We start from the raw sequence: 22497 nt of genomic DNA, 5'->3' as shown, positions 1-22497 counted from the left end.
ATGAAGGTATGCCTGGAGTTTTCTGGTCCTGAAAAGAGGCTGGATCTTTTTTTAGGAGAAAACTTAGAACTTTCTCGTAGTAAAATAAAATCCCTGATAAAAGCCGGACACTGTCAGGTTAATACCAAGGTTATTGTTAAGCCCAGCTTGCTCTTAAAGCCTGGAGACAGGGTAGAATTAGAAGTTCCAGAAGAAGAGAATTCTCTGCAAGCCAAGCCTGGCCAGCTTCAAATTATAGACCAGCAAGAGGACTTTTTGGTTTTAAATAAACCCGCAGGAATCAGTGTTCACCCTGCTCCCTCAGAAAAGGGGATACTCTGGTTCACTTTTTACTCCATCATTTTCCAGAACTAAAAAAAATCCAGGGAGAGCGCCCAGGCATAGTTCATCGTTTGGACAAGGATACCAGTGGCCTTTTGCTGGTGGCTTTAAGGGAAGAAACTAGAGTGAAACTGAGCTCTCTTTTTGCTCAGCGTTTGGTGGATAAGAAGTATGTGGCCCTGGTCAAAGGCTGTCCTTCTCCAGAAAAGGGAGAAATTGATTTGCCCCTGGGTAGAGACCCCAGGAGTAAAATAAAACAGGCAGTTTTAAGCAAGGGTGGAAGAGAAGCCAGAACCAGTTATGAAGTGCTCTGGACCAATGGCGATTATAGCGTGCTTAAGGTGAAGATTTTTACGGGCAGGACCCATCAAATCCGGGTGCATTTAAGCCATCTTGGCCACCCCATTTTAGGGGATGAACTTTATGGCGGGCAAATTGCGCCTAGCAGCAGGCAAGAACAAATTTTAAACAAGCTGGTAAAAAGACAGCTTTTACACGCCTTTTATTTACGCTTTCCCTGGCAAAATAGCTGGCAGGAATATGAGGCAGATTTGCCTCTGGACTTTAAACAGGCACTTTTATTTTTGCTTAAGGAGTCTTTAAAGATAGTCTTGCTTGGCCTTCCTGGTAGTGGAAAAAGTTTGGTAGCCAGGGAGCTTAGTCCTTATGTTTTTGAGGCTGATAAGGAGGTAGAAAAACTTTACCAGCCTCAAGCAGATGGTTATTTTTTGCTTACCCGCATCCTGGGGCCAGATATTTTAACTGCTGACAAAAAAATAGATAAGGAAAAGCTTTTTAAATACTTACAAAATCCTTCTTTAAGGAGAGAGATTGAAAAAAGTATTCATCCTTTGGTTTTGGCCAGATGGAAAAATTTTCAAAAAACACAGGCAACAAAGCCCATTATTGTAGGAGATATTCCCCTTTACCTGGAAACAGGGCTTAAGGAAAAGGATGTATTGCTGGTGGGCATCAAAAGAAACCCAGAAGAGCGCTGGCAGGCTTTAAAAAAACGAGGCTGGTCAGAGGAAAAAATAGAAACCCTGGACAGTTTTCAATTGCCTGAAGAAAAAAAATTAAAAGAAGCTCATTTTATTTTAAATAATTCGGGAAATCTGGAAGAGTTAAGGACAAAGGTTAGAGCGCTGAAAGGAATTTTATTGGATTTAAAGAGAAAAAGATTAAGAAAAAAGTTTAGTACTTTAAGGAGTTTATTAAAAGAGGCCAGGTAGAAAACCAGGAAGATAATTTTATTTTGCCTATCCTGGCTAAAAGCATTAAGGGAGAAAAAAGCATTTAAGCCTAAAGGAGTGTTTTCTTATGCTGGTAATAGAAGACTTACATGTAAAAATTGGAGAAAAAGAGGTTTTAAAGGGTATAAACCTGGAGATTAAAGAAGGAGAAACCTTTATCCTCTTTGGCCCCAATGGAAGTGGTAAAACCACTTTGCTTATGACCCTTATGGGATTTTCAGGCTATAAAGTAACCAAAGGAGCTATTTATTTTAAAGGTAAAAACATAACAGATCTGCCCATGTATGAGCGGGCTAGAATGGGCATAGGCATGTCTTTTCAACGGCCTCCTACCATTCATGGTTTAAAAACAAGGGATTTGGTTAGACTTTGCGCTCGAGATAGACAGGTAGATGTGGAAAAGTTAGCCCAAAAGGTAAATTTTGTGGATTTTTTAGACCGGGATATTAATGCTGGCTTTTCTGGAGGAGAAATCAAGCGCTCAGAACTTTTACAGCTTATGGCCCAAAACCCTGATTTGTTACTTTTTGATGAGCCAGAATCAGGAGTGGATTTAGAAAATATGGGGCTTATTGGCAAAGTAGTAAAAGAACTTTTATCCGGCAATGGCCACGAGCCCAAGCCTGGCATGTCTATGAAAGAGTTAAAAGAACTAAGAAAGGTCTCTGGGTTAATTATTACTCATACTGGTTACATTCTGGATTATATAAATGCTGATAGAGGCCAGGTCATGTATCAGGGAAAGCTTTGTTGTGAAGGAAGGCCCAGGGATATTTTAGAGCATATTAGCAAGTATGGATATAAGGAGTGTATAAGATGTCTCAATTAGATAAAGAAAAGGTAAAATTAGAAGAATATGTGTTTAGTGGCGGAGAGAAAATAGAACTGCAGGACTTGAGAGAAATAGATGTTGAAGATCAAGAAGAATTGGAGCTTGCAGGAGTAGATGTAAAAGAAGAAGAACGAAGTGGGACTTATTTGCACTTAAATCACACCAAGGCTGTTTGCAGAAGCAAACAGGAAGGCGTGGAGATTTTGGATATTAAAGATGCTCTGGATAAGTACGATGGTTTGCCAGAATATTTCTGGAAAGCTGTAGACAAAGATAAAGATGAATACACTCGTAAAGCAGCAGAGGTTGTACATGGTGGATATTTTATTAGAACCAAGAAAGGAGCTAAGATAAAAGAGCCTGTACAGTCCTGTCTTTTTATTAAAGGAGAAAAGATAGGACAGAGTGTGCACAACATTATTGTGGTGGAAGAAGATTCTGAAGTTCACATTATAACAGGTTGTGCTACTTCGCATAAAGTACAATCAGCTTTGCATTTAGGAATTTCTGAGTTTTATGTTAAAAAAGGTGGAAAACTTACCTTTACTATGGTGCATAACTGGAGTGAAAAGGTAGAAGTAAGGCCCAGAACTGTAGGTATTGTGGAAGAAGGAGGAGTTTTTCAGAGTAATTATATTTTGTTAAAGCCAGTAAAGTCTGTGCAATCCTTTCCCACTATTTATTTAAATGGAAAAGGCTCTATTGCCAGGTTTAACTCCATTTTAGTGGCTCATCCAGGAAGCTATATTAACTCTGGAAACAAGATTGTTTTAAATGCCCCAGATACAAGGGGAGAAATAATCTCCAGGGCCATTACCACTGGAGGAGAGCTGATTGCCCCTGGTGTGATTGAAGCCAACAGTGTGCCAGCCAAGGGACACCTGGAATGTAAAGGCCTTATTTTAAGTGATGGAATCATTCATGCTATTCCAGAGCTTAAAGGTACCAAAGAAGGTGTAGAGCTTTCTCATGAAGCTGCTGTAGGCAAAATAGCGCAAGAAGAAATAGAATATTTGATGGCCAGAGGTCTGGATGAAGATGAAGCCACTTCCACCATTGTAAGGGGCTTTTTGAATGTGGATATTATGGGCTTGCCCAAGAAATTAAAGGAAAGCATTGATAAAATTATCTCTGAAACTGAAAAAGACATGTTTTAAAAATGCCAGGATATAAAGCACATTTTGGTTTTGGTATGCTCCTTACAGGCTTGGGAGTGGGTGTGGCTATCTGGCTTGAATGGTGGAAGCCAGATTTATCTCAGGCCTTTACAGCGTTTATTTTAGGAGTCCTTTTTGCTTTATTTCCTGATTTGGATACTGACTCTAAAGGGCAAAATATCTTTTATGGTCTTTTAGCTGCCCTGGATTTGGCTTTTTTAATTAAAGGTCTTTATAAGTGGGCAGCTATTTTGGGTTTTCTGGCTATGCTTCCTGCCCTGGGCAGGCACAGAGGCTGGACTCATACCTGGTGGGCCATGCTGCTGGCTCCTTTTATTCTTTTGGTCCTGCCTTTTCTCTTTTTTAATACCCCCCTATCTTTTTTACTACCTTATTATGTAGCTGCTGTTTTAGGCTATTTTTCCCATCTTTTACTGGATAGAAAACTGATTTAAAATAAAAATAAGTTTAGGGCCTATGTCTGAAAGTGATAGCACATAGGCCCTAATAATTTAATTTTCTTCTACTTTCCAGACTTCCCAAACTTTGCCTACTAGTTCTGGACTTGGCTTTAGGGGTTGTTTCCCTGGTTGCCAGCCAGCAGGACAAAGTTCAATTTCTTTTATCTCCCCAGGTCTAAGTTTAAATCCGCAGGGTAGCTTATTTTATAGCCGTAGTGAAAAGTCTTTTTTTCTTGAGGATTTAAGTTTATTTCCCACTTAAAAACATCCTTTTCTTCTTGAGGCTTTACTTCAAAAAGAGGGGTTATGCTTACTTTTTTCTCTTCACTGATGGGTTTACTATCTTCTATGGTTATTTTTACTTTTTTCTTTTTGTTGTTTTTTAAAGTTATTTCATACTGATAGAGATAGGTGTGTTCTTTGGAAAACACTCCTTTTTCTCGTGTTCTTTTTTAAAGTGTACACTTGTTTTTATTTGGGGGTCATTTCCTAAAAATAGGGAAGTGCTATTGGTAGCCAGGCTAAAGTTTTTGCTTCCCACCAGGACATTATCCAGGAAAAGATTAATTTTTCCTGGAGGTAGCCTAAGGTTATTGGAAAATTTTAAATCTGCTTGTACATACACTTGAGAAGAGAAATAGGGCCTTAGAATATAAGAAAGCTTTACCCTGGGAGTAAACTTTTGAAGAGTTACAGTCTTTTCTTCACCTGCCTTAAGAGTTAGTTGGGGAAGTTCATAACTGTCAAAAAAGATTCCTTCTTTTTTTTGAGGTACTCCAGGTTTGGGGGATGCTTGGTCCAGGGACTTCAGGGGGGCACTTTTTCTAAAGTTCATTTCCATTGGCTGAAACACAGGAAAAGGGGATAAAATCCAGGGAGTTAGAGAGGGTGGTTCTAACTTTCTGGAAAAAAGCCACTGATAAGACTGATCTTTGCTTCCTGCCAATCCTCACCTGTTTTTTGCCAGAGTTTTCCCTGCCAGATTAAAGAAGATATGTCTTTTGGGGTAAAGTTGTGCAGAGAATAGAAGTTGTTCCAGCCTGCATGAGGGGTAAAATAGGTATAGTATATTGTTCCTTGTCCTTGTCCTTCTAATTTTACTTCCCAGCTGTTATCTTGAGCTGCTAGTTCCTTTATTTTATCTTGAATAGAATTTATTTCTTCTTTTAATTTGTCTAACTTTTCTTGTAAAAGCAGTTTTTCTTTGTTTAAAATAAGGACATTTTCTTCCAGTTCTTGAGCCACTTTTTTTAATAGGTCCACTTTAAAGCTATTTTTCTCGCTTTGTTTTATCCAAAAATTAAGCTTAATCTCTTTTACTTGAATTTGAGTTTCCAGTTCCTTTTGTTTTTGTAGCAAACCAGCCAGTTTTTGTTCCCAGAAAGCAATAAGGGGCGGGGGCGTGGGGCTGGACTTGTAGCTAAAGTTGTAGATAGCAGTTTGAGAATTGGTTTTAAAAGTTAAAGTTTCTGGATTGGCTGTGCCTGGCAAAGTAAAGGTATAAGGAAAATCTTTAACCTGGATTACTCCTGTAATTTTAGCTCCCCTCGGATATAACTCCACCTGGCTTACTTTAGCCCAAAGAGGCTGTACTACCAAGAGTAAATAAAGACATAGGGAAGTGATGATAAACATTTATTTCTCCTTTTTACTTGGATTTTGTTTTTTTTTGAGTTAACAGAGCTTGTAAATAGTTTGTTTTAAGCCAAGCTTAAACTGAAGAGGAGGAAAAATGTCAAGTAATTCTTTTGATTTAAGTCTTTTTTTACCCTGGGCCAAGTTAATAGCTTTCTTGGTAGTATTATATCTTTCTTATTTTATTCCCAAAAAAGTCATTTTAAAGTGGCTACATCTGTTTTTTGCCAAGACCAAAAATAAGATAGATGATTTAATTGTAAAAAACAAGTTAGTAGAAAATATTGTGGCCATTGTTCCGGGAATGATTGCCTATTATTTTTTCAATTTAATTCCCAGGTTTGAGTTTTATGGGAAGAAGGTAAGTATAGTTTATGTAGAAATAATGTTAATCTTACTAATTTCTAAATTTTTGAATTTTTGCAATGATTTTTATAATACACTACCTATATCTAAAAATAGACCTATAAAGGGATATATTCAACTTCTAAAAATATTTATTTATATAGTTGGTGCAATATTTGTGGGAGCCTATATTTTGGACCGTTCTCCCTGGGGGCTGGTAAGTGGAATTGGTGCTTTAACTGCTGTTATTATGATAATTTTCAAAGATACTATACTCTCCTTTGTAGCAAGTGTTCAGATAAATACTTATAATTTGTTGAAGATTGGAGACTGGATAGAAATGCCTTCCTTTGGAGTGGATGGGGATGTTATAGATATATCTTTACACGTGGTAAAAATTCAAAATTTTGATAAAACTATAGTAACTGTACCCACTTATAAGTTTTTGGATAATTCCTTTAAAAACTGGCGAGGAATGTATGAAGCAGGAGCTAGAAGGATAAAAAGATACATTCCCATTGATCAGTCCAGTGTGCGTTTCTTATCTGCGCAAGAGGTGGAAAAGTTAAAAAAAATAAAATTGTTGGAAGAGTATTTAAGACAGAAAGAAGAAGCTTTGGCCAAAGCCAATAAAGATAGAAAGGATCAAATTGTTTTAAATGGAAGATATCTCACCAACCTGGGCACTTATCGGGCCTATGTTTATAACTATTTATTAAAACATCCCAGGGTAGTTAAAAATTTAACTCTTTTGGTAAGGCATCTTCAGCCTCAGGCAGACAAGGGCATTCCCCTGGAAATATATTGTTTTGTGGATGAAATTCGATGGGCTGAATACGAAGCCCTGCAGGCAGATATTTTTGATCATCTTTTGGCTGCTTTGCCCTTTTTTGGCCTTAAGGCTTACCAGCGTAATGCCCTGGTGGACAGGCGAGATGAAGTGGCTCAGGCTATTTTTGAGTGGCCCGATTCTGGTAAATAAGACCACTTAAAATTAGAATAAGTCCTATTAGGGTAGAAGGTAAAATTTCTTCTCCTACCAAAAAGTGAATAAAGACAAGGGATAAAAAGGGAGAAAGGTAAATGAGATTGCTTACCTGAGCAGTGGTTCTAGAGTATTTTAGAGCTGTTAACCAGAAAACAAAGGTTATACCCATCTCAAAGGTGCCCACATAAAGGGCACCTAAAAATCCTGGAAAAGCTGAGCTAAAAGGAGTAGAAGTAAAAACAAGGGTAAGAAATATATAAAGGGAGCCAAAGCAGAAGTTATAAAAAAGCCTCAGCACAGGATGAAGGGTATCCTGAGTATTCATTATCCAGTAAATAGACCAGAGAAGGGTGCTAAAAAGGGCTAAGAAAACTCCCCAGCCATTGGTGAACTTAAGGGATAGTAGATTGCCGTGCGTGGAGATAACCAGTACTCCTAAGTAGCTGATAATAATGGCCAGGAGTTGATGGAGAGAAATTTTTTGTTTTAAGAGGGGGATGGACAGTAGAGTCAGGGTAATTCCCCAGGTATAATTTAGAGGCTGAGCTTCTTGGGCAGGCAAAAGGTCATAGGCCTTAAAGAGTACTAAATAGTAAAAAAAAGGATTGATAAAACCAAGAAGGGCTGATTTTAACAACTCTTTTGCAGGGGGAGAAGAGAGTTTTTTTTGAATCAGAAGCACTAAAAAGAGTATAATAGTAGAAGTTAAGCTGGCGTAAAAGAGTAATTGCAGAGGTGTTAGATAACGCAGGCTAAGTTTAAAAGCTGAAGCTACTGTGGACCAGATAAAGACAGTGAGTAAACCAAAAAAGTAGGCTTTTTTTTGATTGACCATAAAAACTCCTTTAAAGGCTATTCTATGAAAACTACTAAAACAAAGCAACCACAAAATTTATTACAGCTCATAGGTAATACTCCTTTGATAGAGTTAAAAAGATTTTCTCCCAATTCCCAAGTAAAAATTTATGCCAAAATGGAATGTTTTAATCCTGGTGGCTCCATAAAAGATAGAGTGGCCCTGGCCATGATTGAAGAGGCAGAGCAAAGAGGAGAGCTAAGCCAGGATAAGATTGTTATAGAAGCTACCAGTGGTAATACTGGTATTGGATTGGCCCTGGTGTGTGCACAAAAGGGGTATAAGCTTACTTTGCTTATGCCTGAATCTGCTTCTCAAGAAAGAAAAAAGATTTTAAAGGCTTATGGAGCCAAACTCATTTTAACTCCAGCCCACCTGGGCACAGATGGGGCCATTGAAGAAGCCTATCGTCTGGCTAGAGAAGAGCCAGAAAAGTATGTGCTGATGGATCAATTTAACAATCCTGCCAGCATTAAAGCCCATTATGAAACTACAGGCAGGGAAATCTGGGAGCAAACAGAAGGAAAAATTACCCACTTTGTAGCAGCCCTGGGTACTTCTGGTACAGCCATGGGCACTACCAAGCGTTTGAAAAAATTCAATTCCAAAGTATTTTGTGTGGGCATAGAGCCCCGTCCCGGGCATAAGATTCAGGGACTTAAGAATATGCAGGAATCCTATCCACCTGGTATTTATGACCCCACCCTTTTGGATGAGATTTTAAGGGTGGAAGATGAGGAAGCCTTTGAGCTCTGTCGTCGTTTGGCCAGAGAAGAAGGTTTGCTTGTGGGCATGAGTTCTGGAGCAGCTCTGGCTGGGGCCTTAAAAATAGCTAAAAGGATAGAGCAGGGTGTTTTGGTGGTTGTTTTCCCTGATGGAGGAGAGCGCTATCTAAGTACACCTTTGTTTTTGGAAGAGCCTGCCTTTAGCTTTAGTTTAAAGGGCCTTACCTCTCCTGTAAAAATTGAAAAGAAAAATTTAGATCTTTTTACCTTTGGGCCCAGTCTGGATCAGCTTGAAGAGCTTGGTTTTTGGCGGAGAATGGTGGGTTTGGATATCCTGGCTCGATACCTCAGGAGTTTAAATATAGAGGCCAATATCCTGGTGGGTATTGCTGATTTTGAAGACAGGACTTTAAACTTATGCCGAAGCCTTGGCCTTAAAAGAGAGAAATTAAAGGAAAGGGCTAAAGAAAAGCTGGAAAAAATAGCATCCAGATTTAAGCTACAAGAAGTACAATTTCTGTTTGCTTCTGAGGTGTTAGAGGAAGGAGTTAAGCTTTGCTCCCTTTCACTCTCCAAAGGCAAGGCTTATGAAAAATTGCGCTCTGTTTACTTTGATGTGCAAAGAGAGCCAGAATATGGGAAACTGGTGTTAAAAAACACCAAGTTAAGATTGGAACAAAGAGGTTTGGGAGTTTACTATCTCAAAGACAATCCCAAGGATTTTACCTTGCTCAAAAGGGCCAGCTTGCAAGATTTGAAAGAAGGAGAAGTTTTAAAGACCAGTTGGGGTAATGTCAGGCCTTCTTGGTATCTACAGCAGGCAAGCATTGTACTGGCTCGTTCTAAAAATCCCTTTTTGGTATTTTGTGGATGTGAGCATATCCTGCCACACATAGATAATTTACACAGTTTATGGCAAAATACAGCCAAGGGTGTACCTTTGGGATGGGTGCACATTTGTGGGGTCAAAAGTGAACTCTTAAGGTTAAGGGAAGAAGATTTTTTTGTTTTGCGGAGCCTGTTTTCAGCTACTTCCTGGTCCAAGGTCCTGGAAATAAAGGAAGAAAATTTAAAAATGTGGCAGAAAAACTGGCGCAAGTTTTCAGATACTTATTTGAAATTAAAGAAAATTACCACTCAAGGCGAAGAAAGTTCTTTAAAAATAGAAGGTTATTGTTCCAGGCTAAAAGAACAGGTTAACTTATATTTGAGCAATGGGTTTCAGCTTTTTCGTTTGTGGCCAGAAATATTTTCCTTTTTAAAATTGGTAAATAAAAGAATACAGACCAGGGATTTGAGTTCAAAAGATAAGGAAAATTTGTTAAATGTATTTTCTTTTTTAAGGGATATTCTGGGACTAAAAAGTGAAGAAAGCACTTTGCCCCAGGCTGTGCAAGAGCTTTTGGAGCAGAGAAAAAGAGCCAAAGAAGCTAAAAACTATTCTTTAGCTGATGAACTTAGAGAGAAATTAAAACAACTGGGTTATTTGGTAATAGATCTGGAAAAGAATCAGCAAATGGTAAAAAAACTTTAAGGCCAGGAGGGAGAAATGGAAGAGATTTTCTGGCTTGGTCTGGGAGATGTCCATAATAGCTTTTCCAAAGTCTTAAATTTGCCAGATTTAAATAAAGCCCAAGGGGTAATTATTTCCGGGGATTTAACCAATAGAGGCAATAAAGCAGAAGTTCTTGAGTTTTTGCAGCAATTAAAAAAGCAGGTGCCTGTGGTTTTCGCTCAGATAGGCAATATGGATAGCAAAGAAGTAGAAGAGGCCCTGGAAGAGGCAGGGGTTAACCTGCACAGGAAAGTGGTCTATGTGGAGCCTGGTTTATATGTGGCTGGAATGGGATATTCTACGCCCACCCCTTTTGGCACTCCTTCAGAAGTAAGTGAACAGACCCTGGCTACCTGGTTAGGTGAGTTAAAAAGTAAAGTTCAGGATAAAAGTCCCTTGCTTTTTGTTTCCCATACTCCTCCTTATGGGACCAGGTGTGATACCTTATTTTCTGGAGCGCATGTGGGAAGTAAGGCGGTTTTAGATTTTATTCAAGAAGTAGCACCAGATATTTGTCTTACCGGGCATATTCACGAGGCCAGAAGTGTGGATGAAGTGGGTGGTACTCTGGTGATTAATCCCGGGACTCTGGCTACAGGTGGTTATGTGAAGATTATTTTTCAAGATGGTCGGTTGGAAGTGGAAACTTCTTTTTAGTTGGAGGGTAGTATAAAAAAGATGATTTTTTATTCCTGGAATGTAAATGGCTTTAGGGCCATACTTAAAAAAGGTTTTTGGGATTGGTTTTTTTCTACCCAGGCAGATGTTATATGTTTACAAGAGACCAAGGTACATCCGGAGCAGCTTGCTCCCCGGGATAAAAATCCTCCAGGTTATACTTCTATCTGGAATTATTCCAAAAAGAAAAGGGGTATTCAGGGGTGGCTTGTTTTTGTCGACAAGAGCCAGAGGATTTTTACCTGGGGTTTCCCAGTGGTTTATATGCAGATGAAGGCAGAATGATTACTTTGGTCTATCCAGAGTTTTATCTTTTAAATGTTTATTTTCCCAATGGGCAGATGAATGAAGAAAGGCTTAAGTTTAAACTGGGGTATTATGAGCATTTTTTGGAATATTGTCAGGAGCTTAAAAAAGAGAAGGAGTTGATTATTTGTGGAGATTTTAATACTGCTCACAGGGAGATTGATTTGAAAAACCCTAAACAAAATGAAACCCGTTCTGGTTTTTTGCCAGAAGAGAGGAAGTGGCTGGATAAATTTATAGCTGCTGGTTTTGTGGATACCTTTAGAATGTTTGTGCAAGAAGGTGGGCACTATACCTGGTGGGACTATCGCTTTAAGGCCAGAGAAAGAAATGCGGGATGGCGAATTGACTATTTTTTTGTCTCTGCTGGTCTTAAAGACAGGGTCAAAAGGGCCTGGATTGAAGCTCAGGTCTATGGCTCTGATCACTGTCCCATTGGTTTGGAAGTAGAAATTTAAGTAGGAGGCATTATGAACAGTGCAAGCAAGGTTATGGTGGGCAGAGTTGGTAAAGGTTCTGCTTACCTGGATTTGAGTCAGGCTTTAAGCGGAATTTTGCTAAGTCTGTTTATGCTGGGACATACCCTTTTTGTCTTTGGGATTGTTTTTGGAGCAAAATTTTTTGACCAGGTAGCGGGTTTTTTGGAAAGCACCAATTTAGCTCAAATAGGCGGGCCTATTGTGGGTTTGATTTTTCTGGTGCATTTTATTTTAGCTGCGCGAAAAATTCCCTTTACCACCAAAGAGCAAAAAATAGTCTGGAGACAGGCTTTAATGTTAAAGCACAGTGATACCTGGCTCTGGTTGGTTCAGGTCATTACAGGAATGTTGTTATTGCTTTTAGGGAGTATTCATGTCTGGGTGATTTTAAATGATTTGCCCATAACTGCCTTAAAATCTAAAGAGCTGGTTCAGAGTGGGCTGTGGTTGTATTTTAATCTACTGTTTTTATTCTCAGTGGCTTTGCACCTGGGAATAGGCCTGTATCGGGTAGGAGCCAAGTGGGGTTTTGTTACCAGAAGTAATCGTTTTCAGGTAAAAAAGGTGATTTGGGGGCTTATTGGTGGTTTAATTTTATTGGACCTTATTAGTTTATTTCGTTTTTACTTCTTATAAAAAGGGGAAGTTATGGTGGAGACAATTTATACAGATTTGTTGTGTATAGGAGCAGGGCTGGCAGGAGAAAGAGTAGCTGTAGAGGCAGCAGAAGCTGGTTTTAAGGCTATCTGTCTTAGTCTGGTGCCGGCCAGAAGGTCTCATTCCTCTGCAGCTCAAGGGGGAATGCAGGCTGCTTTAGGTAATTGTATTAAAGGTGAAGGGGACAACCCGGATATTCACTTTGAAGATACTGTCAAAGGCTCTGACTGGGGCTGCGATCAGGAAGTGGCCAAACTTTTTGCTGAAACAGCGCCCATTGCCATTCGACAACTGGCCTATTGGGGAGTTCCCTGGAATAGAGTGGTGGCAGGAAAATCCTTTTATTACAAAGGCGGACAAAAGTTAGAAAAGAAGAGAAAAAGAAAAAGAAGGCTTGATTACAGCCAGGGATTTTGGCGGGACAGCCAAGTGGAGGGCCTGTTATTGTTCAGATGGTACCGGGCATGCCATGCTTTATACCATGGACAGTGTGGCAGTGAGCAAGGGAGTAGAAGTACACGATAGGGCAGAGGCCATTTCCCTTATTCACGACGGTGAAAATTGCCTGGGTGCAGTGGTTCGCTGTTTGCGTACAGGTAAGCTTAGAGTGTATCTGGCTAAAGCGACCTTAATTGCCACAGGTGGTTTTGGTAGAATCTATAGGGCTTCAACCAATGCAGTTATTAACGAAGGTGGAGGCCAGATAATTGCCTTAAATACAGGTTTAGTGCCTTTAGGCAATATGGAAGCAGTCCAGTTTCACCCCACTGGCATTGTTCCTGGAGATATTTTAGTGACAGAAGGTTGTAGAGGTGATGGGGGAACTTTGCTGGATGTAAATGAAGAAAGGTTTATGCATATTTACGAGCCAGCAAAGGCAGAATTGGCTTCTAGAGATGTGGTCTCTAGACGCATGGTAGAGCACATGCGTAAAGGTTTGGGCGTAAAAAGTCCCTATGGGGAGCATTTGTGGCTGGATATTAGACACTTAGGAGAAGCCCATATTAAGACCAAATTAAGAGAAGTTTATGATATTTGTATGAATTTTTTGGGAATAAATCCTGTGCATGAGCTTATTCCTGTGCGTCCTACCCAGCACTATAGCATGGGAGGTATTCGCACCAATAAGTATGGAGAAGCTTATGGTTTAAAGGGTTTATTTTCCGCAGGAGAGGCTGCTTGCTGGGATATGCATGGCTTTAATCGTTTGGGGGGAAATTCTCTGGCTGAAACAGTGGTAGCTGGAATGATTGTGGGCAAGAGGATAGTGGAATTTTTACAGGAAAGGGAGGTCAATTTTAAGACTTCTGTTGTGGAAAAGGAAGTAAAAAAACAGGAAGAACGCATTGCCAGGCTCATTTCTGGTGGCAAGGAAAATGTGTATAAAGTGCGAGAAGCCATGCAAGATGTCCTTATGGACTATGTGGGTATTTTTAGAAATGGTAAAGACCTGCAAACAGCTGTGGATAAGCTGCAGGAAATTTTGGAAAGGGCTAAGAATGTGGGCTTAAAGTCCAGTGGCAAAGGAGCCAATCCAGAGCTTACCCTGGCCTTGAAAATTGAAGGTATGGTTAAATTGGCTCTGTGTGTTGCTTACGGGGCCCTGGAAAGAAAGGAAAGTAGAGGTAGTCATGCCAGAGAAGACTATCCCTACCGCAATGACCGAGATTGGTGGGTAAGGACACTTGCCTATTTTGAAGAGGGCAAGAGTTTGCCTACCTTAAAATACGAGCCTGCAACTAAAGAGGTCATTTTACCTCCAGGAGAGCGTGGCTATGGTGGGGCCAAAATTGTTCCCTTTGATTATCCCAAAGACAAACCTCTTCCCTTTGAAGAGGAAAAATAACAGAAAAGAGGTCTAAAAATGCCTAGAATGCTGCAATTTAATATTTTTCGTTATAATCCCCAGGATGAGGATTCTAAACCACACATGCAGACTTTTTACCTAGAAGAAACTCCTAATTTGAACTTATTTATTGCTTTAAATAAAATAAGAGAAGAGCAAGATCCTTCTTTGCAATTTGATTTTTGTTGCCGGGCTGCTATTTGTGGGGCCTGTGCTATGGTTATAAATGGTAAGCCCTCTTTAGCCTGTAAGACCAAAACCAAAGACCTTCCAGACCAGATAAATCTTTTGCCTTTACCTGGATTTAAACTGGTGGGAGACCTTTCTGTAGATACAGGTAGCTGGTTTAGAAGTATGAATGAACGGGTAAAGGCCTGGGTGCATCAGGATAAAGAATTTGACCCTACAGCAGAAGAAGAGAGAATGGACAACAGTTTGGCCGAAAAGATTTATGAATTAGATAGATGTATAGAGTGTGGTTGTTGTATTGCTGCCTGTGCCACAGCCCAAATGCGTTCGGACTTTTTAGGTGCTGTAGCCCTAAATAGAGTGGCTCGTTTTATCTTGGACCCCAGGGATAAGCGTACAGAAAAGGAATATTTTGAAATTATTGGAACAGATCAGGGGATTTTTGGTTGTATGGGGCTTTTGGCCTGCGAAGATGTGTGTCCCAAAAATATTCCTTTGCAAGACCAGTTGGGCTATTTACGACGCAAAATGGGGCTGGGAGCAGTAAAAAATTATCTTTTCTGGCGCAAAGAAAAATAGGAGAAAGGAATGCGAGTAATAAGGGCTTCAGAAATTAGTGAAGCTGTAGCTAAGTTGGTAGTAGAAGCCAATTTGTTTTTGCCTGAGGATGTAAAAGAGGCTTTACATACTGCTCTGGAAAGGGAAGAAAGCGAGTCTGGGAAAGAAATTTTAAGCCAGCTCATTGCCAATTATAAACTGGCAGAAGAAAGTGGTCTTCCTCTCTGTCAGGATACTGGTTTGGCCATATTTTTTGTAGAATTGGGAGAAGAGGTAAAGGTAGAGGGCAGTTTAAAAGAAGCTATTCAGGCTGGAGTTAGACAAGGGTATGAAAAAGGTTATTTGCGCAAATCCGTGTGTGATCCCTTTTCCAGGCAGAATACCAAAGATAATACGCCAGCTATAATTCACCTGGACCTGGTTCCTGGAGATAAGTTGAAGATAAGTTTTATGGCCAAAGGGGGCGGGAGTGAAAATATGTCCAGGTGCACCATGCTGGCTCCTGCTCAAGGATTTGCAGGGATAAAAAACTTTGTTCTGAAAAGAGTAAAAGAAGCTGGGCCCAATCCCTGTCCGCCCATTATTGTGGGCATTGGCATTGGGGGAAGTTTTGATCTGGCCCCAATTTTGGCCAAAAAGGCTTTGCTTAGACCTCTAGATAAGTTTCATCCTGACCCTGAGATAGCTGCCAAGGAAAAGGAACTTTTAGCTGAAATTAATAATCTGGGCATAGGTCCCATGGGACTGGGAGGGAAAACAACCTGTCTGGGAGTAAAAATAGAAGTCCATCCCTGTCATATTGCTTCTTTGCCTCTGGCAGTAAATATTCAGTGTCATTCGGCTAGGCATAAGGAGGTTATCCTTTAAATGAGTGAATATAGATTACAGACACCTTTGACTGAAGAGGATATTTTGCAACTAAAAGTAGGGGATAAGGTCTTACTTTCAGGTATAATCTATACAGCCAGAGATGCTGCCCACAAACGCTTGCTGGAAGCTTTGGCTAAGGGAGAGGAGTTACCCTTTCCAGTAGAGGGTGCGGTTATTTATTATGTAGGGCCTTCACCTGCTCCTCCTGGAAAAGTGATTGGCTCTGCAGGGCCTACCACTAGTTATAGAATGGACAGTTATGCCCCTACCTTGCACAAGCTGGGAGTAAAAGCAACCATAGGTAAAGGTAAAAGAAGCCCAGAAGTAAAAGAAGCTTTGCAAAAATATAAAGCAGTTTATTTTGGGGCCACAGGTGGAGCTGGAGCCCTTCTTTCCAAGTGTATTAAGCGTGCTAAAATAATTGCCTATGAAGATCTGGGTCCAGAAGCCATCAGAGCCTTACAGGTAGAGGACTTTCCCCTTTTGGTGGTCAATGATGCCTATGGGGGAGAACTTTATGTGACCTTTGATTAGAAAAATAGTAAAAGTATGTTTTTAAATAATAGTTAATATTTTAAAATAGAAAAAACAATAATAACAATAAAAAAACAGGAGGAAAAGAAGATAAAGAAAAACATTTTTAGTTTTTTTAATTTAACTTGTCAGAATTGAACTAGATTAAAATTGATTATTAACTTTATTTTTTTCTGAGATAATAAGGGTTAATAGTTTTAAATATTATCCTGTAGTAATTGCCAGAACTGAGAAGTATTATCTTTTCTTTAAATTTATTTCTTTGGACAGGGACTCTTAATTATTATTGTCAATCCGTATCAGTAGTATTTTCACTTTTAATTCACACCCAAAGCGTTTAATGTTTCTTTGCTATTAGCATTAAGTAGATATATTAGTGTTGCATATATCTAAGACTTCTTGCATTTTATTTCCAATAAAAATTATGTTTTTTAATTTTTTATTGCTGGTTATTTTTGTATGTTTATTGTCTTTTTTTATTTCTGGTAATATTTAAGGTGCTTAAGGTTCAGGTGTTCGTACATTCAAAAGCATTAAATGTGTGCTAACAGTATATAACTAAATAGCCTTTAGATTTTCCTGCAAATTGTAGTCAGGGATATTTACAGGCTTAAAAAGATGTGATAAAGTTAAAATGCTTAAAAAAATATTTAATATCTATTTGATATTATTGGTAAATTAAAAATAAAAACAAGAAAAATTTTAACTCATTTTGGGGTTTAAAAATTTTCTGTTTTTTTGGTGTTTATCAATATAAATTTAATTTTAAAAGAATATAGCTTATTTTAAAAGAATTGAATGTGCTTTTAGAGTGAACTACAAAAGTATTTGTATTTGAGTATGATATGTAAAGTTATTTTGAATATATATTTTTATATGTGTACTATATCTTTTTTAGGAGGTAAAAGATGGGTAGGCTAATTAAGATTGGTCTTTTATTTTTACTACTTTACTTTTCTTAACCTCCTCCACTCTTTGGGCAGAAACAGATGCGAAAGGTTGGAAAGATCATCCCTTTGTAAGCAGAATGCCGCAACATTACATCTATAGCTGTGAGACTGTTGATTGGGGTGTTGCTGATTTTGTCAATGAACAAAGGGGGAAGAGGTTAAGATTGAGGGGAAGGTGTTCAGGATTGAATTGGCCTCCTATAACTTTTCAAGGCCTGATTCAATGAACCATCTCTATAAATGGGATGGAGGACCACCATGAAAAAGCAGATTTATTTTAGCCTAATTTCATTATTTTTTCTTGTTTTATTTAATCTTCGGATGGCTGAATCTTCAAGCCCTGAGGAATGGAGCCAGGCTTATGAGAGGCTCCATTCCCGGATTGAGAAAAATTACAATCAACCCAAAGGAGATCCTCCTGAATTGGAGCCTTATTTACAGTGGATGGAGGCCAAGGCCAGAGACAGGGATGAAGTTGAAGGCATTTTAGAAGAGATAAAATAGCTTGTACAGCAGTATCCGGAAAATCAGGACTATAAGATGTGGGGAGCACGCTTTTCTTCTCTTTTGCGTTTGGCTCAAGGTTCAGGAGAGACTACAGTTAACGGAGCTGTGTTGAAATTTATGCGTATAAGAGACCCCAGGTCCCCCAAGGCTGCAAATTGGGAAACAGTAATAGAGCGGTTGAAAAATTACGGACGAAAAATTTACCTCAAGGCCAGGGAAACCAGGTTTGCTACCCAAGGGGTCAAGGCTGCAGCAAAGTGCATGATTAACTTTAGCCTCAGAGATGTGGAGGGGAATCCTACAGGGAAAAGCGTATATAAGAGACGGGAAGGAAGGTTTGGCTCACTTGATGAGCAAGGTAATCTGGTCATTCCAGACCGAGATTTTGATACAGACTGTGAGCCACGCAGTTCTTTTACCTATTTCTCCAGGGGAGAGCCAGCAGTGCAAACAGATTGGGGGCTTGATTGGATAAACCAGGTATGCCAAGAGGCTCGCTGGTGGAACTTTGGAGATGCGGAAAAGGATGCCACTGATTTGATGGAAGAGTTTTTTAAGGATTCCATGTGCAAGACGCCTCCCAATGGTTGTGATAAGGGACATAAAAGCTACCGTGAACTTGCTGAAAAGTACAACTTGCCCAAGGGAAGGCAATATAATCAAGGCTTCTATGGCACCTTGCGCGGAAAAATAACAGTGGTGACCCCAAATGGAAAAAAACCCGCCAAGGGAGCTCTGGTTACTGTTCGTTCCCTTCTGGATAATGAAAAGTGGGAAACTCAGGCAGATGAGGAAGGCCGTTATGAGATGCACCAGGTTCTTTTACACAAAGAATGTAAACCTTTGTTAATCCATGCGCAATACGGCGATGACGAAGCAAGTGATACCTTTTTCGGACCATTGGAAGAGCCAGACCCAGGATCTGTGCATGAGAAGAATCTGGAAATCAAAAAGGGGAATGTTTCTTTTCTCATTCACATTGAAAATCAATGGGAACTTCCCCGAGTTGTAGACGAAACTGGTACTCCCACGGTGGAGGAAGTGGGGTCTAGTGGTATGATTATTCAGGGTAAATTAAGATATCTCGTGGACGAATCCAATGAATGGCAAGATTTTTACCAGTTTCAGGAGGTTAAAATCCAATACTCTTTTCTGGAAAAGGTCTATGATTATGGGCATGCCCCAGACTGTCCGGAGATTATTGAAGAGTATATTGACCAGGGACAAAAGACTTATACTCCTCCCTCAGAAAGTAGAATGCTTCTTCAAAAAGCTCCCAGTGGAGCTCCCTATCCAGATATGATCCTTTTTACTATGCTTGGAATCCCAGAAGGTCTAAAGATAAATGGAAAGATGCAACAGTGCGATGGAAGTGGGAATATTAAATTGACTGCAACCTCCCAAGAAGTCAGCTTTGAGGCCGTGGTGTTGCAGCTTCTGGCCAGCAGGACCAAAGGGAAGAGGTCTCGCACCATTTGTGATAACTCCTTTGCAGCTACATTTAATGAAATATGGCCCTCAGAAAACGAAGAAAAAGACCCACACTGTGAGAAGAGTATCCAAAAGATTACCTGGAGTTTCTTCGGATTAAAAAGCAGGAAGTAAGTCTCCACAAACCAGTAAATTTGTAATTATTTATAGATATGGGTAGTTTCTTTTGAATAAAGTATTCTTTTAGGATTTGATATGAACTTAATAAACCTCTTTTATAAAAACATTTTTTACTTTTCTAGATTTAAGTATATTCACAATTATTTCATATGGTTATTGACTTTTTTATTTTTAGACTTGATAACATTACGGTGGATATTTGATATTACCAGGAACAATGAATTAGACAATATATTTAAAGTTTTTGTTTGTTGAGAGATATATTTAAGTTTACAATTTAATTGTATGATTTATATAATATTTTTTTACTAATGATGTTTTTATAATATAAAGTTTTTATAATTTGATATTTTAAAGATAAATAGTTATTATTTTTTTAATTAAATCTAATGGTTATTTTTGTTTGAATTGGTTTAAATAGATTAGATTGTTAGATAGTATAATAATTGATAAATGTAAAAAATAGAAGTATAAAAATAAATAGTAAGGTTTTTTAAAGTTTAAATTTTGATTAGGGGTATGGAATGAAAAAAATATTTTACGTGTTAAAGAATCTATAGCTTTGAATATTGCAAATTCAAATTTTACATTAAAAAAAATATTTTATTCTTTGATTTCTGTTATTACAATTAGGACTTATTTAGAATTTATGTTAGAAAAGAATCATAGCTTGTTTTTTTATAAAAATTTATATTTAAATTTAGTAAGTTATGCCCATATATATTTATCATGGTTATGTGTTTATTTTACAATTGCAGTGATATTATCATTTTTTCTTGGGATTAAAATTATAGAATCTATTAGGCTTACAGTTATTTTTTCTCCAGTTACCATAATTCCTCCTCTTTTCGATTATTTTTATTATGATTTTCAAGGAGGAAATATTTTTTATAGTTTTGAAATAAATACTTTTTTATATAACTATTTAAATTGCTTTAATCCATATGTAGAATTAGATATGGTAAGTAGAGGGGTCAGGCTTGAAATTTTATTAGTGATTTTAGGAGCTTTTTATTTGTCATTGCTTGTCTTCGAAAAAAAATTGTTTTTAAGTATTGTTTTAACTCTTGTAATATACTCAACAATTTTTTTATATGGATACTTACCTGCTATTTTTAAAACCTTTGGGTTAAATTTTTATAAATTATCAGGATTCTCATTAACAGGGATAACTTTAGCTCAGAAGTTTTTTTATATGTATTTATTTGTTTTTATTGTTCTTATTTTTTTAATTTTGTATGCCTTAAAAAGAGAAAATTATGAAAATTTATCGTCAATATTGTCCTTTCTATACCCAAGCAGGTTGATATTTTACTTACTTTTGTTAGGAATGGGATTTTTGTTCATATCAAAGGAAAATAATATTCACTTGCTGATTTTTAATTTTGAAGATTTGTTGAAATTTTTATCTGCATCAATATCGATCATTATGTTGTTTTTATATGCCAAAATTTTGAATGATATATATGATATAGATATCGATAAACTTTCAAATGCGAGCAGGCCGATCGTCTCAAATAGAGTGTTATTAGAAACTGCTGAGTCCTTAAAGCAAATTTTTTTGCTGCTTTCATTAGTTTTTGCTATAGCTACGGATCAAAGCTTTATATTTTATTGGTTTTTTATAGCTTCTGCCTCCTATGTATATTCAGCTCCACCTCTAAGAATTAGAAAATTTTACCCATTTGGTCACCTTTTGTTGGCAACAATTGGGGTTAGTGTTTTTTTGGCTGGAGGTTCATTAATTAAGTCTTACTATGATATTTATAATATAATAAATAAAAATATTATAATTTACATTTTTATTGCTTATTTTTCAATTTCAAATATAAAAGACTTTAAAGATATAGACGGAGATATTTTTAATAATGTTATGAATATATGTGGTTATATAAAATTTCCCAAAATTTTAAGTATAATTTTTATCACTACTTATACAATTTGTCTCTTTTTTATTGGGCAAATTCTTGAAATTAATTCTATCTTATTATTAATTTTGTTGTCTATATTTTTGATTATTTCAACTTTTCATATTTATAGAACAAAAAATATAAAAAATATAGAAAAATTAATATATGTATCACTTTTGGTTACAATATTTATTTTTATAGCATGGATATTTAATATTTACTCTTTAAATATAAACTAATATCTCTTTAGTTCTCTAATTTCTTTAGCTTTTTTATTTATTTCTAACAATTCGTCAGTATTTAAATATGACCAAACTGCATTAAGAATTTTTGGATAAACTTCCCCTAAAATATCAGCTAACATGTCTGGTTTAGTATTAAACATGATATCTCCATACCTCCATTCTCCCTGTGGTGGTGCCCAAGGATCCGTTTGAGGATAGGAGTACCAATATTTTTTTATTCCAACTTGATATTCTCTCTCTAAAATCCCTAAATCAATTTTTTTTATCCACATTTTTTCACCAGATAAAGGCTCTCTTATCTCAAGAGAAATCCACATTTCTACAAATAGTTTGCCTGTTTTAACTTCACATCTTATAGGATTGCCATAACCATCATCATAAAAATAATCATTTTTCTCTCTGTTTTCTTTTTCAATAGGATAAATATAAATAGTTTCAGTTAAGGTTAAATTTGAGTCTTTTTTATCTGGATATGGTATGTCATCCAGGCTAGAATATGGCCCTTTTGAGGTCATTCCTTTTGCTATAATAATCTGCTCTAAGCTTATTCCAATGCTATTATTGAAACTCTTTATAACTTTATAGTAATCTTTTGCAAGTTTTTCTTTGTATGTAGGTTCTACTACTGAGATTGTAAGTGGTATTGATGCTGGGGGTGAATAAGATTGTGGAGTATACCCAGAGAAAGAATATGCAGACAAAGTAGAAGGTAATTTCATATAGGTATTAGTAGTTTCTGCACAAGAAATAATCAAAAATAAAATTAAAATTAAACATCCAAACCCATATATAGATGTAGTCATAACTTTATTAAATTTTTGCATAGTTAAACCTCCAATTTTTACTATGGATAACAGAGATTAACAATTATTTTTATGTTGAAATATAGCTAATAATTTTGAAATATGTCAAGACTTTTTTAACTTTATGGTTAGGAAGTTTTCAACTAAAACTGTACTTTTTATTTTTTTAAAAGGAGTAAGTAAGGGGTAAGTAATATCAATGGGTTATTTTTAGTTCTTATAAAAT

20 protein-coding genes and 3 pseudogenes are annotated in these 22497 nt (G+C 37.4%); 17 read left to right on the top strand and 6 right to left on the bottom strand.

The window, feature by feature from the left end:
• From ACZ42F_RS05935 to ACZ42F_RS05915, 5 genes are all read left to right on the top strand, one after another.
• Entirely contained in the window at window positions 1-354 is a 354-nt protein-coding gene (locus ACZ42F_RS05935; protein ID WP_464280095.1) for a S4 domain-containing protein, read from the top strand.
• Window positions 318-1553: a dephospho-CoA kinase gene (coaE, locus tag ACZ42F_RS05930; RefSeq protein WP_464280208.1), complete on the top strand. Its 1236-nt coding sequence runs from the start codon at window positions 318-320 to the stop codon at window positions 1551-1553. Before ACZ42F_RS05935 ends, coaE begins: the two co-directional genes overlap by 37 nt.
• Before the next feature lie 88 nt (window positions 1554-1641).
• A complete protein-coding gene (locus ACZ42F_RS05925; protein WP_464280094.1) occupies window positions 1642-2403 on the top strand; it encodes an ABC transporter ATP-binding protein in 762 nt (253 codons plus the stop codon).
• Window positions 2391-3563: a SufB/SufD family protein gene (locus ACZ42F_RS05920; protein WP_464280093.1), complete on the top strand. Its 1173-nt coding sequence runs from the start codon at window positions 2391-2393 to the stop codon at window positions 3561-3563. Before ACZ42F_RS05925 ends, ACZ42F_RS05920 begins: the two co-directional genes overlap by 13 nt.
• A 2-nt stretch (window positions 3564-3565) precedes the next feature.
• Window positions 3566-4018, top strand: a complete 453-nt coding sequence (locus tag ACZ42F_RS05915) for a metal-dependent hydrolase (protein WP_464280092.1) — start codon at window positions 3566-3568, stop codon at window positions 4016-4018.
• A 57-nt stretch (window positions 4019-4075) separates the two neighbouring features.
• Here ACZ42F_RS05915 and ACZ42F_RS05910 read toward each other — a convergent pair.
• The 4 genes and pseudogenes from ACZ42F_RS05910 to ACZ42F_RS05895 form a co-directional block, all read right to left on the bottom strand.
• Window positions 4076-4168 (bottom strand): annotated as a pseudogene (locus ACZ42F_RS05910) (peroxiredoxin); the annotation flags it as partial.
• Between the two features lie 17 nt (window positions 4169-4185).
• A complete protein-coding gene (locus ACZ42F_RS05905; RefSeq protein WP_464280091.1) occupies window positions 4186-4455 on the bottom strand; it encodes a DUF4139 domain-containing protein in 270 nt (89 codons plus the stop codon).
• A complete protein-coding gene (locus ACZ42F_RS05900; RefSeq protein ID WP_464280090.1) occupies window positions 4413-4859 on the bottom strand; it encodes a hypothetical protein in 447 nt (148 codons plus the stop codon). Before ACZ42F_RS05900 ends, ACZ42F_RS05905 begins: the two co-directional genes overlap by 43 nt.
• A gap of 59 nt (window positions 4860-4918) precedes the next feature.
• Window positions 4919-5659, bottom strand: a complete 741-nt coding sequence (locus tag ACZ42F_RS05895) for a DUF4139 domain-containing protein (protein WP_464280089.1) — start codon at window positions 5657-5659, stop codon at window positions 4919-4921.
• 97 nt (window positions 5660-5756) lie between these two features.
• Here ACZ42F_RS05895 and ACZ42F_RS05890 point away from each other — a divergent pair, with 97 nt between their 5' ends.
• Window positions 5757-6986, top strand: coding sequence for a mechanosensitive ion channel family protein (locus ACZ42F_RS05890; protein WP_464280088.1), 1230 nt, complete (start codon window positions 5757-5759; stop codon window positions 6984-6986).
• Here ACZ42F_RS05890 and ACZ42F_RS05885 read toward each other — a convergent pair.
• Window positions 6955-7827 (bottom strand): DMT family transporter, encoded by an 873-nt coding sequence (locus ACZ42F_RS05885; RefSeq protein ID WP_029967991.1) that lies wholly within the window; start codon window positions 7825-7827, stop codon window positions 6955-6957. The two genes, ACZ42F_RS05890 and ACZ42F_RS05885, sit on opposite strands and share 32 nt — an antisense overlap.
• 24 nt (window positions 7828-7851) lie before the next feature.
• On the opposite strand from ACZ42F_RS05885, the gene ACZ42F_RS05880 reads away from it, so the two are divergent.
• The 11 genes and pseudogenes from ACZ42F_RS05880 (at window position 7852) to ACZ42F_RS05830 (ending at window position 21462) form a co-directional block, all read left to right on the top strand.
• The gene (locus ACZ42F_RS05880) at window positions 7852-10107 is read left to right on the top strand and encodes a cysteine synthase (protein ID WP_464280087.1); all 2256 of its coding nucleotides are present in this window, start codon (window positions 7852-7854) and stop codon (window positions 10105-10107) included.
• A 15-nt stretch (window positions 10108-10122) separates the two neighbouring features.
• Window positions 10123-10785 carry a metallophosphoesterase gene (locus ACZ42F_RS05875; protein WP_464280086.1) on the top strand — a complete coding sequence of 221 codons (663 nt, stop codon included), beginning with the start codon at window positions 10123-10125 and terminating at the stop codon, window positions 10783-10785.
• 21 nt (window positions 10786-10806) lie between these two features.
• Window positions 10807-11570 (top strand): annotated as a pseudogene (gene xth / locus ACZ42F_RS05870) (exodeoxyribonuclease III).
• Window positions 11571-11582: 12 nt separating this feature from the next.
• Entirely contained in the window at window positions 11583-12227 is a 645-nt protein-coding gene (locus ACZ42F_RS05865) for a succinate dehydrogenase/fumarate reductase transmembrane subunit (protein WP_464280085.1), read from the top strand.
• 15 nt (window positions 12228-12242) lie between these two features.
• Window positions 12243-14094, top strand: a pseudogene (locus ACZ42F_RS05860) (fumarate reductase flavoprotein subunit).
• Between the two features lie 18 nt (window positions 14095-14112).
• Window positions 14113-14862 carry a fumarate reductase iron-sulfur subunit gene (locus tag ACZ42F_RS05855; RefSeq protein ID WP_464280084.1) on the top strand — a complete coding sequence of 250 codons (750 nt, stop codon included), beginning with the start codon at window positions 14113-14115 and terminating at the stop codon, window positions 14860-14862.
• Window positions 14863-14871: 9 nt separating this feature from the next.
• Window positions 14872-15708 (top strand): fumarate hydratase, encoded by an 837-nt coding sequence (locus ACZ42F_RS05850; RefSeq protein ID WP_464280083.1) that lies wholly within the window; start codon window positions 14872-14874, stop codon window positions 15706-15708.
• Window positions 15709-16245: a Fe-S-containing hydro-lyase gene (locus ACZ42F_RS05845; RefSeq protein ID WP_029967977.1), complete on the top strand. Its 537-nt coding sequence runs from the start codon at window positions 15709-15711 to the stop codon at window positions 16243-16245.
• 1208 nt (window positions 16246-17453) lie between these two features.
• Window positions 17454-17699, top strand: coding sequence for a hypothetical protein (locus ACZ42F_RS05840; protein ID WP_464280082.1), 246 nt, complete (start codon window positions 17454-17456; stop codon window positions 17697-17699).
• A gap of 36 nt (window positions 17700-17735) precedes the next feature.
• On the top strand, window positions 17736-19307 hold the full coding sequence (locus ACZ42F_RS05835) for a hypothetical protein (RefSeq protein ID WP_464280081.1): 1572 nt from the start codon (window positions 17736-17738) through the stop codon (window positions 19305-19307).
• Between the two features lie 568 nt (window positions 19308-19875).
• Window positions 19876-21462 (top strand): UbiA family prenyltransferase, encoded by a 1587-nt coding sequence (locus ACZ42F_RS05830; RefSeq protein WP_464280080.1) that lies wholly within the window; start codon window positions 19876-19878, stop codon window positions 21460-21462.
• On the opposite strand, the gene ACZ42F_RS05825 is transcribed toward ACZ42F_RS05830, so the two are convergent.
• Window positions 21459-22292 carry a hypothetical protein gene (locus ACZ42F_RS05825; RefSeq protein WP_464280079.1) on the bottom strand — a complete coding sequence of 278 codons (834 nt, stop codon included), beginning with the start codon at window positions 22290-22292 and terminating at the stop codon, window positions 21459-21461. The two genes, ACZ42F_RS05830 and ACZ42F_RS05825, sit on opposite strands and share 4 nt — an antisense overlap.
• Window positions 22293-22497: the final 205 nt, after the last annotated feature.

Source organism: Desulfonauticus autotrophicus (assembly GCF_055381725.1).
The sequence above is the reverse complement of the archived record's forward strand: the minus strand, read 5'-3'. Positions and strand labels throughout refer to the sequence as shown.

What these genes read in the sequence shown, in the direction of transcription:
- ACZ42F_RS05835 (WP_464280081.1), top strand. Translation starts at nt 17,736, where the DNA reads ATGTGGGGAGCACGCTTTTCTTCTCTTTTGCGTTTGGCTCAAGGTTCA.
- ACZ42F_RS05875 (WP_464280086.1), top strand. Translation starts at nt 10,123, where the DNA reads ATGGAAGAGATTTTCTGGCTTGGTCTGGGAGATGTCCATAATAGCTTT.
- ACZ42F_RS05895 (WP_464280089.1), bottom strand. Translation starts at nt 5,659, where the DNA reads ATGTTTATCATCACTTCCCTATGTCTTTATTTACTCTTGGTAGTACAG.
- ACZ42F_RS05890 (WP_464280088.1), top strand. Translation starts at nt 5,757, where the DNA reads ATGTCAAGTAATTCTTTTGATTTAAGTCTTTTTTTACCCTGGGCCAAG.
- ACZ42F_RS05915 (WP_464280092.1), top strand. Translation starts at nt 3,566, where the DNA reads ATGCCAGGATATAAAGCACATTTTGGTTTTGGTATGCTCCTTACAGGC.
- ACZ42F_RS05845 (WP_029967977.1), top strand. Translation starts at nt 15,709, where the DNA reads ATGAGTGAATATAGATTACAGACACCTTTGACTGAAGAGGATATTTTG.
- ACZ42F_RS05920 (WP_464280093.1), top strand. Translation starts at nt 2,391, where the DNA reads ATGTCTCAATTAGATAAAGAAAAGGTAAAATTAGAAGAATATGTGTTT.
- ACZ42F_RS05840 (WP_464280082.1), top strand. Translation starts at nt 17,454, where the DNA reads ATGAAAAAGCAGATTTATTTTAGCCTAATTTCATTATTTTTTCTTGTT.
- ACZ42F_RS05880 (WP_464280087.1), top strand. Translation starts at nt 7,852, where the DNA reads ATGAAAACTACTAAAACAAAGCAACCACAAAATTTATTACAGCTCATA.
- ACZ42F_RS05900 (WP_464280090.1), bottom strand. Translation starts at nt 4,859, where the DNA reads ATGAACTTTAGAAAAAGTGCCCCCCTGAAGTCCCTGGACCAAGCATCC.
- ACZ42F_RS05825 (WP_464280079.1), bottom strand. Translation starts at nt 22,292, where the DNA reads ATGCAAAAATTTAATAAAGTTATGACTACATCTATATATGGGTTTGGA.
- ACZ42F_RS05850 (WP_464280083.1), top strand. Translation starts at nt 14,872, where the DNA reads ATGCGAGTAATAAGGGCTTCAGAAATTAGTGAAGCTGTAGCTAAGTTG.
- ACZ42F_RS05885 (WP_029967991.1), bottom strand. Translation starts at nt 7,827, where the DNA reads ATGGTCAATCAAAAAAAAGCCTACTTTTTTGGTTTACTCACTGTCTTT.
- ACZ42F_RS05855 (WP_464280084.1), top strand. Translation starts at nt 14,113, where the DNA reads ATGCCTAGAATGCTGCAATTTAATATTTTTCGTTATAATCCCCAGGAT.
- ACZ42F_RS05925 (WP_464280094.1), top strand. Translation starts at nt 1,642, where the DNA reads ATGCTGGTAATAGAAGACTTACATGTAAAAATTGGAGAAAAAGAGGTT.
- ACZ42F_RS05935 (WP_464280095.1), top strand. Translation starts at nt 1, where the DNA reads ATGAAGGTATGCCTGGAGTTTTCTGGTCCTGAAAAGAGGCTGGATCTT.
- ACZ42F_RS05865 (WP_464280085.1), top strand. Translation starts at nt 11,583, where the DNA reads ATGAACAGTGCAAGCAAGGTTATGGTGGGCAGAGTTGGTAAAGGTTCT.